This is a genomic window from Desulfovibrio sp. ZJ746, from assembly GCF_011039155.1.
Classification (GTDB): Bacteria; Desulfobacterota; Desulfovibrionia; order Desulfovibrionales; family Desulfovibrionaceae; genus Desulfovibrio.
Window position 1 is genome coordinate 151,000 of the sequence record NZ_JAAKEK010000005.1, and the last position, 14,027, is coordinate 165,026.

The 14,027-nt window shown below is 68.2% G+C and carries 14 protein-coding genes; 7 read left to right on the forward strand and 7 right to left on the reverse strand.

Annotation, left to right across the window (positions count from 1 at the left end; all coding sequences use genetic code 11):
- Positions 1 to 15: 15 nt before the first annotated feature.
- Together G7Y54_RS09170 and G7Y54_RS09175 are read right to left on the reverse strand one after the other, a co-directional pair.
- Complete coding sequence (locus tag G7Y54_RS09170; protein WP_165079003.1) at positions 16 to 690, reverse strand: epoxyqueuosine reductase QueH; 675 nt, start codon at positions 688 to 690, stop codon at positions 16 to 18.
- A complete protein-coding gene (locus G7Y54_RS09175) occupies positions 663 to 2,456 on the reverse strand; it encodes an Rne/Rng family ribonuclease (protein WP_241159441.1) in 1,794 nt (597 codons plus the stop codon). The genes G7Y54_RS09170 and G7Y54_RS09175 overlap by 28 nt, the downstream gene beginning before the upstream one ends.
- A 925-nt stretch (positions 2,457 to 3,381) precedes the next feature.
- Here G7Y54_RS09175 and G7Y54_RS09180 point away from each other — a divergent pair.
- Positions 3,382 to 4,182 (forward strand): HD domain-containing protein, encoded by an 801-nt coding sequence (locus G7Y54_RS09180; RefSeq protein WP_165079005.1) that lies wholly within the window; start codon positions 3,382 to 3,384, stop codon positions 4,180 to 4,182.
- A gap of 78 nt (positions 4,183 to 4,260) precedes the next feature.
- Here G7Y54_RS09180 and G7Y54_RS09185 read toward each other — a convergent pair whose 3' ends face one another.
- Positions 4,261 to 4,770, reverse strand: a complete 510-nt coding sequence (locus G7Y54_RS09185) for a hypothetical protein (protein ID WP_165079006.1) — start codon at positions 4,768 to 4,770, stop codon at positions 4,261 to 4,263.
- Positions 4,771 to 5,075: 305 nt separating this feature from the next.
- Between G7Y54_RS09185 and G7Y54_RS09190 the strand changes: the two genes are divergently transcribed.
- The 6 genes from G7Y54_RS09190 (at position 5,076) to G7Y54_RS09215 (ending at position 12,466) form a co-directional block, all read left to right on the forward strand.
- A complete protein-coding gene (locus G7Y54_RS09190) occupies positions 5,076 to 5,537 on the forward strand; it encodes a universal stress protein (RefSeq protein WP_165079007.1) in 462 nt (153 codons plus the stop codon).
- Between the two features lie 96 nt (positions 5,538 to 5,633).
- Entirely contained in the window at positions 5,634 to 6,749 is a 1,116-nt protein-coding gene (hisC, locus tag G7Y54_RS09195) for a histidinol-phosphate transaminase (protein WP_165079008.1), read from the forward strand.
- Positions 6,746 to 7,444 (forward strand): (d)CMP kinase, encoded by a 699-nt coding sequence (gene cmk / locus G7Y54_RS09200; RefSeq protein ID WP_165079009.1) that lies wholly within the window; start codon positions 6,746 to 6,748, stop codon positions 7,442 to 7,444. The genes hisC and cmk overlap by 4 nt, the downstream gene beginning before the upstream one ends.
- Before the next feature lie 251 nt (positions 7,445 to 7,695).
- Positions 7,696 to 8,259, forward strand: a complete 564-nt coding sequence (locus G7Y54_RS09205; RefSeq protein ID WP_165079010.1) for a tetratricopeptide repeat protein — start codon at positions 7,696 to 7,698, stop codon at positions 8,257 to 8,259.
- Between the two features lie 398 nt (positions 8,260 to 8,657).
- A complete protein-coding gene (locus tag G7Y54_RS09210; protein ID WP_165079011.1) occupies positions 8,658 to 10,637 on the forward strand; it encodes an FAD-dependent oxidoreductase in 1,980 nt (659 codons plus the stop codon).
- Positions 10,638 to 10,666: 29 nt separating this feature from the next.
- The gene (locus tag G7Y54_RS09215; protein WP_165079012.1) at positions 10,667 to 12,466 is read left to right on the forward strand and encodes a [FeFe] hydrogenase, group A; all 1,800 of its coding nucleotides are present in this window, start codon (positions 10,667 to 10,669) and stop codon (positions 12,464 to 12,466) included.
- A gap of 86 nt (positions 12,467 to 12,552) precedes the next feature.
- On the opposite strand, the gene G7Y54_RS09220 is transcribed toward G7Y54_RS09215, so the two are convergent.
- From G7Y54_RS09220 to nrdD, 4 genes are all read right to left on the reverse strand, one after another.
- Positions 12,553 to 12,885: a type II toxin-antitoxin system PemK/MazF family toxin gene (locus tag G7Y54_RS09220; protein ID WP_165079013.1), complete on the reverse strand. Its 333-nt coding sequence runs from the start codon at positions 12,883 to 12,885 to the stop codon at positions 12,553 to 12,555.
- Entirely contained in the window at positions 12,867 to 13,142 is a 276-nt protein-coding gene (locus tag G7Y54_RS09225; RefSeq protein ID WP_165079014.1) for an AbrB/MazE/SpoVT family DNA-binding domain-containing protein, read from the reverse strand. Before G7Y54_RS09225 ends, G7Y54_RS09220 begins: the two co-directional genes overlap by 19 nt.
- A 110-nt stretch (positions 13,143 to 13,252) precedes the next feature.
- Positions 13,253 to 13,825, reverse strand: coding sequence for a 4Fe-4S single cluster domain-containing protein (locus G7Y54_RS09230; RefSeq protein ID WP_165079015.1), 573 nt, complete (start codon positions 13,823 to 13,825; stop codon positions 13,253 to 13,255).
- Positions 13,818 to 13,937, reverse strand: coding sequence for an anaerobic ribonucleoside-triphosphate reductase (gene nrdD, locus G7Y54_RS12665; RefSeq protein WP_241159447.1), 120 nt, complete (start codon positions 13,935 to 13,937; stop codon positions 13,818 to 13,820). Before nrdD ends, G7Y54_RS09230 begins: the two co-directional genes overlap by 8 nt.
- Positions 13,938 to 14,027 lie beyond the last annotated feature (90 nt).

Below are 14,027 nucleotides of genomic sequence, written 5' to 3' on the forward strand. Positions count from 1 at the left end.
AAATCCATCGCCGGCTCAATTCCCGCCGCTTTCCCGGATGCACCGCGCGAGCTTCTTGTGGTAGCGCTCGGCCTCGCTGAAGACGCAGCCGCAATAAGGTTGCCGGTAGAGCCCCCATTCTTTGGAGCGATCGATGCCTGCCTGCCAGTCCAGCCGAAAATCGCCGTACACGAATGCCGGGCCCCCGCCGGCCGTAAGCTGACGCCCCACGGCGGCGATGGCCTCGTGCGGCTGGTAGCGGGAATAGAGCAGGCTCGTGGTGAAATACGCAAAGCCCAGCGCTTTCGCGGCGGCCGCCGCGGCCCGCACCCGGCTTTCGCAGCACCATTCGCAGCGCGCGGGCGGCTCTTTCCGCGCCCCGGGCGCGGCCAGCCACGCCCGCACATCCCACGCGGCGTCGTCATAAATCACCGGCACGCCGAGGCGCGTGGCGCATTCGCCCACGGCCTCGCGCCGCCTCAGGTATTCCGCGAGCGGGTGGATATTGGGGTTCCTGTACCAGAGCGTCACGGCAAAGCCGGCGTCCCTGAGGCGCAGCGCCGGCATGATGGCGCAGGGCCCGCAGCAGGCGTGGAGCAGGAGCGGCGTGCCCTCGCGCGGGGCGGGGGGCAGCTCCGGGCCGGCCCCCGGGGGCACCGCCGCGCTTGGGGCGCCCTCCGGGGCTACGGCTGGATGGAGATTTCCAGGCATTTGCCGAACAGTTGCTCCATGTCGCGCAGGGTGTCGCGCTTGTGGTTGAGCAAATAGAGGCCCAGCTCGCGCTCGGTCTCAAAGACACAGGTGGGGGCGTGGGTGTTCTGGAGGCGGCCGCGCAGGTCACGCAGGGCCTGGAGCGCGCGCCACTCCAGGTTGCGCCGAAGGCCCGTGCCACCGCAGGCCGGGCAGGGCTCCAGCGTGATGGAAAGCGCCGACGAGCCCATGCGCTGCCGCACCAGTTCCAAGAGGCCGAAGGAGCTCATGCGGGCCACGTCATGCCGTGCGCGGTCGTTCTTCATGGCCTGGCGCAGGGTCTTTTCCACCTCCACCACATGCTTCTTGTCACGCATCTCGATGAAGTCGATGACCACCTGCCCGCCGATGTCGCGCAGGCGCAGGTGGCGCGCGATGGCCTCGGCGGCCTCCATGTTGGTCTTGAAGGCCATGGCCTCGAAATTGCCCTTGCCCGAGATCTTGCCGGAATTGATGTCCACGGCCATGAGGGCTTCGGTCTGGTCAAAGACGAGGCGGCCGCCCGAGGGCAGCACCACCTCGCGCGAATAGATCTGCTCCAGCTGGCGGCGCAGGTTGAAGCGGTCCCACAGGGACTGGCGGAAATCGTCATAGAGGCGCACGAGATCCTTCTTGCGCGGGAAGAGCAGGCTCACCATGCCGCGCACGTTCTCGGCCTCGGCCTCGTTGTCCACCCAGATCTCGCCCACGTCTTCGGTGAGGTAGTCGCGCACCGCGCGCTCGGAAAGGCCCGGCTCCTGATGCACCAGCGCGGGCGCCGCCACCTCGGTGGCCTTCTTGCGGATGTCCTTCCAGAGGCGCTTGAGATACTGGAGGTCGTTCTTGAGCGTGGCCTTGGTGGTGCCGGCGCTCACCGTGCGCACGATGACCCCGAGGCCGCTGCCCGGGTCGATGCCGTTCATCATCTCGCGCAGGCGGGCGCGCTCCTCCTCGTCGTTGACTTTGCGCGAGACGCCGATCTGCTCCTGCCCGGGCGTGAGCACGAGAAAACGCCCGGCCAGCGAGAGCCACGTGGTGAGGAAGGCGCCCTTGTTGCCCGTGGGCTCCTTGACCACCTGCACGAGCACTTCCTGCCCGGCCTTGAGCACCTTCTGGATGGGCGGGAATTTCTTGCCCTTGGCGGGCTCGTGCGGCGCGAGCCAGTATTCGGGGTGCACCTCGTCGATCTGGAGAAAGCCGTTCTTGCCGGTGCCGTAGTTGACGAAGGCCGCCTGCAGGTTGGCGTCGATATTGTGGATGACGCCCTTGTAGATATTGCCCTTGAGCTTGCGCTGGTGGAGCATGTCCAGATAATACTCGAGGAGGACGCCGTTTTCCGCCAGCGCCACTTCCACCTGCTCCCCCGGGAGCACGCTGATGAACATGCGCTTGTTGGCCGGGGTTGCCTTTTCGCGCGGCTTTTTGGCGCCGCTTTTTTTGGCGGTGCCGCTGTCGCGGGATTCGGCATCGGCAGCCTCCGCGCCCTCCTGCCCTTCAGCGGGGCCGGCCGGGGCGCCCTCTTCCTGAGCCTCGGGGGCCGCTTCCGCCCCGGGCTCCTGCGCCTTGGCGGCATCGTTCTGGCCTTCAGGCGCGCGGTTCTTTTGGCCGCGCCCGCGCCCCCCGCGCCGGCCGCGCCGGCTCTTGCGGCGCGCAGGCTCGCCGGCCTCGGCCCCGGCGGATTCAGCTGCGCCCGTTTCGGCCACGGGGGCTTCAGCGCCGGCAACTTCAGGCGCCCCGGCATCGCCCATGCCGGGGGCGGCTTCCGCCTGCGGGGCCGGAGCCTCAACCGAAGCCCCTTCCCGGGCAGCGCGCCCCCTGCGGGGCTTCCGGGCCGGCGTTGCGGCCCCGGCCGGTTCCGCGCCATCAGCTTGGGGCTGTGCCCCTTGGGGGCTCTCTTCCGCCGGGGCCGAAATTTCAGCGACGGCCGCGCTCTTTGTGGGGCGACCGCGCCTGCGGGGCGCCGGCGCCTCGGCCTGGGCGGCCGTATCGGCTCCCCCGGCGGCCTCACCGACGGCTTGCGGGCGCCGACCGCGGCGCTGGCCTCGTGCCGGCTTTTCCGCTTCCTGCACGGGAGCCTCGGGTGCAGTTTCCCCGGGGGCCGAAGGGGCCGTTTCAGCGGCGGCCGCGCTCCTGCCACGTCCACGCGGGCGGCCGCGTTTGGGCGCGCCGTTTTCCGGCGTTGCGTTCTCCGCGCCCGCGTCAGGCGCCTGCGCGCTGGCTGTCTCCCCCGGCTTTGCGCGGCCGGGCCTGCCGCGCCTCTGGGGCGCCGCCCCGCCGGCGGCCGCAGTGTCCATGGCGGCGCTGTCCGCGGCGTGGGTCGCGCGCCGGGGCGCGCGCCGGCGCGGGCGCGGGATCTCTTCCGCGCCCTGGGGGGCGCTCTCGGCGGGAAGTTGCTGGCTGGAGATTGGGGTTTCAGGGCTCGACGGGCTGGGGAAATCTTGCTCGGAAGTCATGCAGTTCCTTATATGTGGGCGCCCGCAAGGCGCCCGGAAAAATTTGCGAAGCCGGCTTTCGGCAGCGCGGCCAATGCCCTCGCGCCGGAAACGTGCGCCGCGCGGCGCCGCCGGTTTCGCCGCCAAGCATACGTTGTTTCAGAAAATATGCAAGGCGCGGACGCCCCCTGCCCCGGCCGCGGCGCTTGCCAGTGCGCCGCGCAGAGCGTAGAGGACGGGCATGGATATTGCGGAACACGAAGCATGGTTCGAGAGCTATGCGCAGGAGCAGCGCGCCCTCGAGACCGGCGATGCGGGCCCCATAGACCTCAAGCTCCGGCACACCCGCGAGGTGCTGGCCACGGCGCGCGCCATCACCGCCGAAAGCGGCCCGGAGCCCGGGCTTGCGCGCGCCTGCCACCTCGCGGCGCTCTATCATGACGTGGCGCGCTTCGAGCAATACCGCCGCTACCGCACCTTCCGCGACCGGGAATCCTGCAATCACGGCCTCATGGGGGTGAAGATCCTCAAGCGCGAACGCCGCCTTGACGATGAAAGCCCGGCCCTGCGCCGGCGCGTGCTCACGGCCGTGGGCCTGCACAACCGTTTCATGCTGCCCCCGGCGCTCCCGGAGGACGCGGCCCTGGTGACGCATGTGGTGCGCGACGCGGACAAGCTGGACATCCTCCGGGTGATGCACGAAAACCTCAGCGGACCCAAGCCTTACCACCCCACCGTGGTGCTGGGCCTTCCCGACGACCGGGCCCTCGTGAGCACCACGGTGCTTGGCGCCGCCCGCGAAGGACGCGTGGCCTCCTATTCCGATCTTACGAGCGTCAACGACCTGCGCGTGCTCCTCGGGAGCTGGCTCTTTGACATGCACTTTGCCGCCAGCCGGCGCCAGTTCGCCGCTGCCGGCCATGCCCGGCGCCTCATTGAGGACCTGCCGGAAGACGCGCCTTACGGCGCCATCCGCGCGGAACTCCTCGCCCGGCTGGCCGCTGTGGCCGCCGCCCCGGCCCCGCCCGCGGGCACTTGTTGAGGCGCCCGGAAAAATGCCGCAAAAAAACCGCAGGCTCCCTGAAACCTGCGGTTTTTTTCAGCATTGGACTGCTGGCGGCTACATGAGGTAGTCGCCGCGGTTGAATTTGAATTTTTCCGTGGCGGTCAGCACTTCCAGTTCGTTGAGCAGGCTGTCGAGCCCGGGGTTCTTGCCCCGGACGCCGGCGGTATCCGCCCTGATCCGCGTCACCTCGCTGTCTATGCCCTCAAGCAGGGCGTAGGCTTCGCGCAGGGAGCTGTCGGTCGGGGACGAGCCCAGGGTCTTGGCGTAGGTATCCCACATATCAAGGGTGCCGGAGGCCTGGTCAAAGGCCGCCTGGAACACCGCGGTATCCGGGTCCGTCGCCTCGCTCGCGCCGACGCCGTTCAGCATGATCTGGCTGAAGAGCGCAGCCTGCGCGCCCGGAGGAAGCGGGCTTGTGGCCGCCGCGCCGGCGTCCTGGCCGGCCAGTTGCTCGGTCAGGAGGGCATCGAAGACACCGGGCTGGGCCGCGGTTTTGCGGGTGCCCTGCGCCTGTTGCTCCTGTACGCGCAGCAACGCTTCCAATTGTTCGGCATTTATTTCCATAGTCGCCTCCAGGGTTGGCGTTTCCCGGCAATGTGCAATAAGCCTGCCAAGAAGGCGCCGGCCGCAAGACGGCATTTTTCAAGACTTTTTCAAAAAAGGCGCCGGCAATTTCTGCCCGGCGCGGGCGTGCGGCACCCGCCGGGGGCGCTTCCGCGCTGTGCTTTGCGCCCATGTCTTCCTGGCACAGTCTAGCTTCAAGCCGGGCACTTGTCTATTTTTTCAAAAGCCCCTATCCTTATCTATATTCGGACGTTGAATCCCAAAGGCCCGGCGCGCCCGCGCGGGGCCACGCCGAGGAGGATGCCATGGCCAAGAAGGAAATCAAGAAGATCCTGTGCGCGGTGGACCTTTCCGACCATAGCAAGGATGTGGCCGCGTATGCCGCCATGCTGGCCAAGGGCATGGGGGCCAGCGTCATCGTGGTCTATACCGCGCCCTCGCTGAGCCAGTATGTGGGCTTCCATGTGCCGCCCAACACCATCGAGAATTTCGTCGGCGAGATCGTCACCGGCGCCGAAAAGTCCATGGAGGCCTTTGTGGCCGAAAACTTCTCGGGCATCGAGGCCCGCGGCCAGGTGCTCATCGGCTACGCCGCCGAGGAGATCCTCAACCGCGCCCACGAGGAAAAGGTGGACATCATCGTCATGGGCACCCACGGCAGGAAGGGCATCGACCGCATCCTGTTCGGCTCCGTGGCCGAAAAGGTGGTCAAGAACGCCGACATGCCCGTGCTCACCATCCGGCCTTCCGAAGCCCCCAAGGCCTGACACGTTCCCCCAGCCGGGAGCGACCCGGGGCCTCAGGGGCTTTCCGGGGCGCTCCCGGCATCGCCGCCAAGTGCGCCGCTTCTCATCGAGGTCATCATGTCCGCACCATCGGTCCTTGAGCGCATCCGGGCGCTGGACGCCTATGCGCCGGGGCTTTCCATCGCCGAGATCCGGCGCCGCCACGGCCTCGCCAAGGTCATCAAGCTCGCGAGCAACGAAAACCCCCTGGGCGCCTCGCCGCTGGCGCAGGAAGCCGTGCGCCGCAACGCCTGCCTCGCCTTCCGCTATCCGCAGGGGGGCAACCCGCGCCTGCGGGAGGCCCTCGCCAGGCTGCACGGCGTGGCGCCCGAGCGCATCGTGGTGGGCAACGGTTCGGACGAGATCATCGACCTCCTCATCCGCATGCTCGCAGCCGACGGGGAGCACAACATCGTCTGCTGCGAGCCCTGCTTCAGCATCTATCCCATCCAGGCGCGCGTGGCCGGCGTGGACTTGCGCCGCCGCCCCCTGCGGGAAGATTTTTCCCAGGATCTCGCCGGCCTCGCCGACCTCGCCGACGCGACCACGCGCCTTGTCTTCGTCACCACGCCGGACAATCCTTCCGGCTATTGCCCGCCTCGGGAGGATGTGCTCCGCCTTGCGCGCCGCCTCGCCGAAACGGCGCCCGGGGCCCTTCTGGTGGTGGACGAGGCCTATATGGACTTCGCGGAGGACGAAGCCGCCACTTCCCTGCTCCATGCCGGGGAGCTGCCGGAAAACGTGGCCGTCCTGCGCACCTTTTCCAAGAGCTGGGGGCTCGCGGGGCTCAGGCTCGGCTATGGCATTGTGCCGCCGGCCATCGCGGACGGCTTCTGGCGCAGCCGCCTGCCCTTCTCCGTCAATGTGCTCGCGGAGGAGGCCGCGCTGGCCGCCATGGAAGACATGGCCTTCCGCGCGGCCACGCTCACGACCGTGCGCGAGGGGCGCCGCGAGCTTGCGGCCGGCCTCACCAGGCTCGGCTGCCAAGTCTGGCCGAGCGAGGCCAACTTCCTCATGTTCCGCCTGCCGGAGGGGCACGACGCCCGCGCCTGCTTTGAAGGGCTGCTCAGGCGCGGCATCATCATCCGGCCCCTGCGCAGTTATGGCCTTCCCGACCACCTGCGCGTCAGCGTGGGCACCCCGGAGGAGAACGCGGCCTTTCTGCGCGCTCTTGAGCAGGAGCTCGGCGCATGACCGCCCCGCTGCTCCCCGTGGTGACGCTGGACGGGCCGGCCGGCGTGGGTAAGACCACCCTTGCGCGGCGCCTGGCTCAAGCCCTTTCCCTGCCCTATCTGGACACCGGGGCCATGTTCCGCACCCTGGCCCTGCGCCTCGGGCCGGATGCGACGGCCCTTGCGCCGGAGGAACTGCGGGCGCGCTGCGCGGCGTGGCCCTTTACCCTCGAGGGGAGCGGGGCCGAGAGCCGCCTTTCCTGCGCGGGCGTGCCGGTTGGCGACGAGATCCGCACCGAGGCCGTGGGCCTTTTGGCCGCGCGCCTGGGCACCGTGCCGGCGGCGCGCGACATCCTTAAAGAAGCGCAGCGGCGCATGGGCGAGCGCGGCCCGCTGGTGGCCGAAGGGCGCGACATGGGCACGGCCGTCTTCCCGGACGCGCGCTTCAAGTTCTTTCTCGACGCCACACCGGAAACGCGGGCCCTCAGGCGCCAGCGCGACCTTGCGCAACGCGGGCGGCACGAAGACCTCGCCGTGCTCACCGGGCAAATCCGCGAGCGCGACACCCTGGACCGCCAACGCGCCGTGGCCCCTTTGCGGCCGGCCGCGGACGCGCTCATCGTGGACACTTCCTCGCTCGACATCGAGGGCGTGTTCCAGGCGCTCATGCGGCACATCGAGGCCCATGGCGGCCGCGCCGCGCTCGCTGGCCGCTGACCACCCCCACCACCGGCGGCAAGATTTGCCGTTCCCGCGTCAAGGGCACGACGCGCCGGGAGGCCGGCGCCCCCTGAAAGGGCAGTTTTTGGCACGAAAGAGTCAGATTTTTCCCGTCCGTCCCAGACTCCCCATTGATAACTATCTGATTTTCCGCCCTTTCCTTTCCATGGCATGCTCCGTGCATAATTCCGGGCACATCACCGGCGCCATCGCGCCATGTGGGAAAAGCCTCAAAAGGGGAGGATACCATGGAAAATCAGCTGGACTACGAAATCAACAAGGAACTGGGCGAGTGCTACCTGTTCATGGGCGACTTTGACAAGGCCGAGGAGTATTACCGCAAGGCCGCCGCGGGCAATTCCCGCAGCGCCGCTCCCTACATGGGCCTCGCCACCGTTGCCGTGCAGCGCTCCGAGCTGGACAAGGCGCTGGTGCTCTACCAGAAAGCCGCGGCCGTGGAAGAGACCGACAAGGCCCTGTGCGGCATCGGCCTCGTGCACATGGAGCAGGGCAACCATGAGGAAGCCTTCGGCTACTTCTGCCGCGCCCTCGAAAAATCCGCCGCCAACATCGTCGCGCTGAACTGCCTTGTGCGCGAGGCGTACCAGACGGGCCAGGTGGAAGCCACCCTGCCTTATCTTGCCGCGGCCCTCGACACCTGCGAGGAAAAAGAGGCCGTGCGCGTGACCCTGGCCGGCTGCCTCATCTATCTCGGCCGCAACGACGAGGCGCGCGAGCACTTGGAAGCCGTGCTCGGCGAGAACCCGGCCAACAGCAGCGCGAAAGAACTTTTCGATACCATGGCCGCGTAAACGGGTTCCGCCCCGTCCGCGCGGCGGCACTTCTCCCCTCCCCACAAGGTTTTCCGGCCCCAGGATGGGCCCGGGGCCGGAAAATCACCCCAAGGACGGGAGCGGAAAGGATTCGCGGCGGCACAGACCGCCCGGGCTGCCCCCGGCAGCCCCCACCACTTCAGGAGCAGGCATGCGAGGATCATGCCTGCTCCTTCTTTTTGGGGGCGGCGCAAGGCTCCCACGGGGTCTCTATCGCCCTGTATCCGGCTCTATTTCGGGCACTTACCGTCTTTCCCCGGCAAACCATTGAACTGTCGCCCTGCGTGTGGTATGGGCATGGACATACTCTCACGGCTTTACCCCAAGCCAAGCGGGCGGCGCCGGCACACCCCGCGCCGCTGTGGAGGAGATCGCCCATGCCGCGACTTGTCTATGGAGTCTGGGACGGCACTGTCTATGACAACCGCAATGGCGGCGACGCCACGCCCCCCGGACTGGATCTTTCCGTCTTTGACAGCTTCAGCGAAGGCAATCCGGCCCGCTCTTTCCTCTCCGACAGGGGCTTTCTCGTCTTCGACCCGGAGCTTCCCCTGCTCTGGGCCCTGTGGAAACATTTTGACAAGGTGGCCTCCGAGTCCTGCGGCAAGTGCTCGCCCTGCCGCACCGGCGCGCCCCTCGTGCGCGATGTGCTGGCCGCGGCGCGCGACGGCGCCGCCGTGGACTGGCAGGACCTGCGCGACATCGCCATGCAGATGAGCGCCACCTCGCTCTGCGGCGTGGGCCAGACCGGCGCCCTGCCTCTCCTGGCGGCGCTCACGCACTTCCCGGCGGAGCTCAAGCCCGGCGAAAGCGGCGACACGCGCGGCTTTTACAGCGCCATCACAAGCCCCTGTATCGAGGCCTGCCCGGGCCTTGTCAACATCCCCCGCTATATCGACTACATCAAGGACGGCCACGACGACCTTGCCGCCAATACCGTCCTGCGCAGTTATCCGCTGGTGGGCAGTTGCGGCCGCGTCTGCGTGCGCAGTTGCGAGCGCGCCTGCCGGCGCGCCAAGGTGGATGCGCCGGTCTCCATCCGCAATCTCAAGCGCTACGCGGCGGACAGGGCCATCGCCTCGGGCATGCTCAAGCCGCAGGACGCCGCCCCGGCCAAGAACAAGCGCGTGGCCGTGGTGGGCGCGGGGCCCGTGGGCATCTCCTGCGCGTATCACCTGCTCGAGCGCGGCTACCCGGTGGATATTTTCGAGGCCAAGCCCAAGGCCGGCGGCATGATCCGCTACGGCATCCCCATCTACCGCCTGCCCAAGACGACCCTCCAGGAAGAGACGGACATAGTGGCCGCCATGGGCGCGCGCTTCTTCTTCAACCAGAAGCTCGGCCGGGATTTTGACGTGGACGAGCTCTTTCGGCGCGGCTACGACGCGGTGTTCATCGGCTGCGGCTGCCCGAGCGGCGCCTATCTCGGCATGGAGGGCGAGGATGCGTCGCTTGCCGGCTACGAGAACGGCATCGCCTTCCTGGAGCGCGTGTACGAGGGCGTGGAGGCGGGCGAGCCGCCCGTGCTCGAGGGCGATGTGGTGGTGGTGGGCGGCGGCAACGTGGCCATGGACTGCTGCCGGGCGGCCGCGCGCGTGGCCACCGGCGTCACCCACCTCATCTACCGCCGCACCGAGGCCGACGCCCCGGCCGACCCGGAGGAAATCAAGGCCGCCAAGGAAGAAGGCGTGCACTTCCACTTCCTCTGCGGGCAGGACGCCCTGGTGGTGGAAAACGGCGAGATCACGGGCCTCAGGGTGGTCAACATGGAGCGCACCGAGCCCGACGCCAGCGGCAGGCGCGGTGTGAGGCCCATCCCGGGCTCGGAGCATGTCATCCCCTGCCGCCACGTCATCGCGGCCATCGGCCAGAAGACGGACGCCGCCATGCTGCGCGACGACGAGGGCATCGCGCGCGACCGCAAGAACTGCATCGTCATCAACGCCGCGCACGAGACGAGCCGCAAGGGTGTCTTCGCCGGCGGCGACTGCACCAGCGGCCCGCGCGCCTCGGGGCCCACCACCATGATCATGGGCATGGGCCACGCCTATTTTGCGGCGCGCTCCATCGACCAGTTCCTTTCCACGGACCAGGTGCCCTTTGATTCGCGCTGGCGCCTGAGCGAATGGATCGCCAGGGGGCGCCTGCTCGACGACGCCGCGCCCGCGCCGGCCAAGCCCCGGCAGGAGCGCGTGGGCGTGCGCGAGATCTCGCCCGGAGAGCGCGACCACAATTTTGACGAGGTGGAACAGACCATGACCCGCGAGGAGGCGTGGTCCGAGGCCTCGCGCTGCATGCGCTGCTACCGCGTGCTTTCCGTCATCACCGAGAGCCCCATCCCCGGCAATCCCGCCTGAGCGACGTGAGCCGCAGAAAGAGGATACTCATGAAAGCCTATCTCAATGGTCAGGAATATGCGTTCGAGGAAGGGGAAACCATCCTCCAGCTCGCCCGGCGCGCGGGCGTCTTCATCCCCACGCTCTGCCGCTTCGAGCCCCTCAGCCACAAGCCCGCCACTTGCCGGGTCTGCCTCGTGGAGGTGAGCGACGGCGCGGGCACGCGCATGGTGGCCTCGTGCGAGACGCCGCTTGCGGACGGCATGCGCATCGACACCCTCTCCCGCCATGTGCGCGACATGCAGCGTACCCAGGTGGAAATGATCTTCGCCGACCATGACCAGGAATGCGTCTCCTGCGCGCGCCACGGCGACTGCGAATTGCAGGACCTGGGCGAGGCTGTGGGCCTCACGCGCAACCGCTTCACCCACCGCCTGCGCCCCACGGCGGCCGAGCGCCCGCTGGACGACAGCGCCGCCGGCATGACGCGCGACATGAGCAAGTGCATCCGCTGCCTGCGCTGCGTGGAGGTCTGCCGCCAGATCCAGGGTGTGGCCGCGCTCACCGTGGACGGGCAGGGCCTCGGCACCTGCATCGGCGTGGGCATGGCCGACGACCACAGCGCCTCGGCCTGCATCCAGTGCGGCCAGTGCACCCTCGTCTGTCCCACCGGGGCGCTCGCCGAGCGCGACCAGAACGACCTCGTGCTCGACATGCTGGCCGACCCTGAGGTCACCACGGTCTTCAGCTTCGCGCCCTCCGTGCGCGTGCTCCTGGGCGAGGAATTCGGCTTCGCCCCGGGCGTCAACGTGGAGGGCAAGATCGTGGGCGCGCTCAGGCGCATCGGCGCGGACGTGGTGCTGGACACGGACTTCGCCGCGGACGTGACCATCATGGAGGAAGGCACGGAGCTTCTGGGCCGGCTCAAGAAGGGCGCGAAAGGGCCCATGTTCACCTCCTGCTGCCCGGGCTGGATCAACTATGCGGAAAAGCATTGCCCGGGCGTTTTGCCGCACATCTCCTCCACGCGCTCGCCGCAGGCCATCCTCGGGGCGCTCGCCAAGAGCTACCTGCCCGAGGCCATGGGGCTTGAGAAGGAGCGCCTGCGCACCGTTTCCATCATGCCCTGCGTGGCCAAGAAGGACGAGGCCGCGCGCCCCGAGCTCGCGCGCGAGGACGTGCCCGACACGGACGTGGTGCTCACGGTGCGCGAGTTCGCGCGCCTGCTCCGGCGCATGGGCGTGGACCTCGCGGACGTGGAGCCCGAGCCCTTCGACAATCCCTTCATGAGCGCGTCCACGGGCGCGGCCGTGATCTTCGGTTCCACCGGCGGCGTCATGGAGGCGGCCGTGCGCACCGTCTATGCCGTGGTGACAGGCAAGGAGCTCGAGCACATCGAGGTCACGCCCCTGCGCGGCATGGACGGCGTGCGCGAGGCCGTCATCGACCTCGGCGAGGGCAATGGCAGCATCCGCGTCGCCATCTGCCACGGGCTGCGCAACGCGCGCGCCCTGGCCGAGCAGGCCATGGCCGGCGAGTCGCCCTATGACTTCATCGAGGTCATGGCCTGCCCCGGCGGCTGTGCGGACGGCGGGGGCACCTCGCGCGTCAAGGGCGACTATCACCCCCACGCGCGCACGCGCCAGCAGGGCCTCTACAGCCTTGACCGCGCCATGCCGCGCCGCCAGTCGCACAAGAACCCACAGGTGAAGAAGCTCTATGAGGACTTTTTGGGCGAGCCCAATTCGCACAAGGCCCACGAGCTTCTGCACACCGCCTATTCCGACCGCAGCGAAAGCCCGAGCGAGACCATCTTCGCCAACAAGCAGCGCCTGACGCTGACGGACTGAGTGGAAAGAAAGAAAAGAAAGAACGGAAGAATACGGAAAGCGCCGGGGGGAGACTCCCGGCGCTTTTATCGTGTGCCGTCCCCGGCCTATTCGGCAAACATGAGCTGAAGCACGGAGACGATTTCCCGGCGCGCCTCCTCCGGGAGGACCGCCATGCGCCTGGTGAGCCGGGCCTTGTCCAGCGCCCGTATCTGGTCCAGGGCGACCTGGCCGGGAATATCGCATACCACGGTCTTCACGCGGAAGGGATAGGGCCGGATGGTCGACGTGAGCGGCGCCACCAGTACCGTGCCGAGATGCCTGTTGAGCTCATCCGGGGAAATGATGAGCACGGGGCGGGTTTTCCTGATTTCATGGCCGATGGTCGGGTCGAGGTTGGCCCACCACACCTCGAAGCGGCTCACGGTTTTTGGGGCCATGTCCACTCCGCGGCATCGAAGCCCGAATCCAACTGGTCGAATTCCGCAAATTCCCGCGCATCCACGGCTCTTTCAGCGGCAGGGACGGCAAGAAGCGCCTCTTCCCACGCGGCGCGGCCCTGCTTCACCGGCGAGAGCAGGAGGCCCGCATCGGTGACAGTGAGGGAGACCATATCACCGAACCCGCACTGGGCAATGAGCGCCTTGGGCAAACGGATGCCGCGCGAATTGCCGATGGGCACAAGAGGAATATCCATCGTTTACCTCGTGAGCACAATGTAATTATTTGCAAAACAGCCGTCAAGCCGTCTCGCAGACTGCGGGATAAAGGGCAGGCAAAAGGCGCGAGGACAAAAAGAGGCGAGGACTATCCGGGCAGGGAAAGCAGCCGCGCGCGCAGCTCCCTGTCCAAGAGGCGCTGGTTGGAGCTGCCGCGCCAGGCGATGTCGAGGCTGCGCAAGGCCTCGATATAGGGACCGTCGATGAGCAGGTCCGTGGCGTCCAGCAGGGCGGCCACGGCCGCATCCATCCGGGCGCGGCTCGCCAGCTCCTCAAAGATATAGCCGGTATAGGTGATGACCGTGCCCCCGAGGGCATGGATGCGGGCGGCGAGCAGGGCGAGGGGACGGGCCTGGAGAAAGGGCTCACCCCCGGAAAAGGTCACGCCGGAAAGCAGCGGATTTTCCCGGTAGCGGGCCACCAGTTCGTCGAGGGAATGGTAGTTGCCGCCGTTGACGGGATGCGTCTCGGGATTGTGGCAGCCCGGGCAGCCGTGCGGGCAGCCCTGGGTGAAGACGGTGAGCCGAAGCCCCGGCCCGTCCACGATGGAGTCTTCCACGATGCCGGCCAGCCGCAGCCGGGGGGCGGCCTCCCCCCGGCCCACAGGGGCGCGAAAGCCTGCGCGCCGCAGCCCGGGCGCGGGGCGCGCCGCTTCAGGCATGGCGCACGCGGTCGTGCTCTTCGGCGCGCTTGGCGTTGTTGAAGCGGTCGAGCGTGCCCACGAGATAGCCCGTGATGCGCCGGATGCGCTCAAAGCCCACGCCCTCGCCCACGAGCGCGTGCGCCGCGGGCGCCGCGGCCGCTTCCTCGTTCTGCGCTTCCTCGAACAGGCGCGATTTCATCAGCATGGCTTCTTCCTCCTC

What these genes read in the sequence shown, in the direction of transcription:
- G7Y54_RS09170 (WP_165079003.1), bottom strand. Translation starts at nt 690, where the DNA reads ATGCCTGGAAATCTCCATCCAGCCGTAGCCCCGGAGGGCGCCCCAAGC.
- G7Y54_RS09175 (WP_241159441.1), bottom strand. Translation starts at nt 2,456, where the DNA reads ATGGGCGATGCCGGGGCGCCTGAAGTTGCCGGCGCTGAAGCCCCCGTG.
- G7Y54_RS09180 (WP_165079005.1), top strand. Translation starts at nt 3,382, where the DNA reads ATGGATATTGCGGAACACGAAGCATGGTTCGAGAGCTATGCGCAGGAG.
- G7Y54_RS09185 (WP_165079006.1), bottom strand. Translation starts at nt 4,770, where the DNA reads ATGGAAATAAATGCCGAACAATTGGAAGCGTTGCTGCGCGTACAGGAG.
- G7Y54_RS09190 (WP_165079007.1), top strand. Translation starts at nt 5,076, where the DNA reads ATGGCCAAGAAGGAAATCAAGAAGATCCTGTGCGCGGTGGACCTTTCC.
- hisC (WP_165079008.1), top strand. Translation starts at nt 5,634, where the DNA reads ATGTCCGCACCATCGGTCCTTGAGCGCATCCGGGCGCTGGACGCCTAT.
- cmk (WP_165079009.1), top strand. Translation starts at nt 6,746, where the DNA reads ATGACCGCCCCGCTGCTCCCCGTGGTGACGCTGGACGGGCCGGCCGGC.
- G7Y54_RS09205 (WP_165079010.1), top strand. Translation starts at nt 7,696, where the DNA reads ATGGAAAATCAGCTGGACTACGAAATCAACAAGGAACTGGGCGAGTGC.
- G7Y54_RS09210 (WP_165079011.1), top strand. Translation starts at nt 8,658, where the DNA reads ATGCCGCGACTTGTCTATGGAGTCTGGGACGGCACTGTCTATGACAAC.
- G7Y54_RS09215 (WP_165079012.1), top strand. Translation starts at nt 10,667, where the DNA reads ATGAAAGCCTATCTCAATGGTCAGGAATATGCGTTCGAGGAAGGGGAA.
- G7Y54_RS09220 (WP_165079013.1), bottom strand. Translation starts at nt 12,885, where the DNA reads ATGGCCCCAAAAACCGTGAGCCGCTTCGAGGTGTGGTGGGCCAACCTC.
- G7Y54_RS09225 (WP_165079014.1), bottom strand. Translation starts at nt 13,142, where the DNA reads ATGGATATTCCTCTTGTGCCCATCGGCAATTCGCGCGGCATCCGTTTG.
- G7Y54_RS09230 (WP_165079015.1), bottom strand. Translation starts at nt 13,825, where the DNA reads ATGCCTGAAGCGGCGCGCCCCGCGCCCGGGCTGCGGCGCGCAGGCTTT.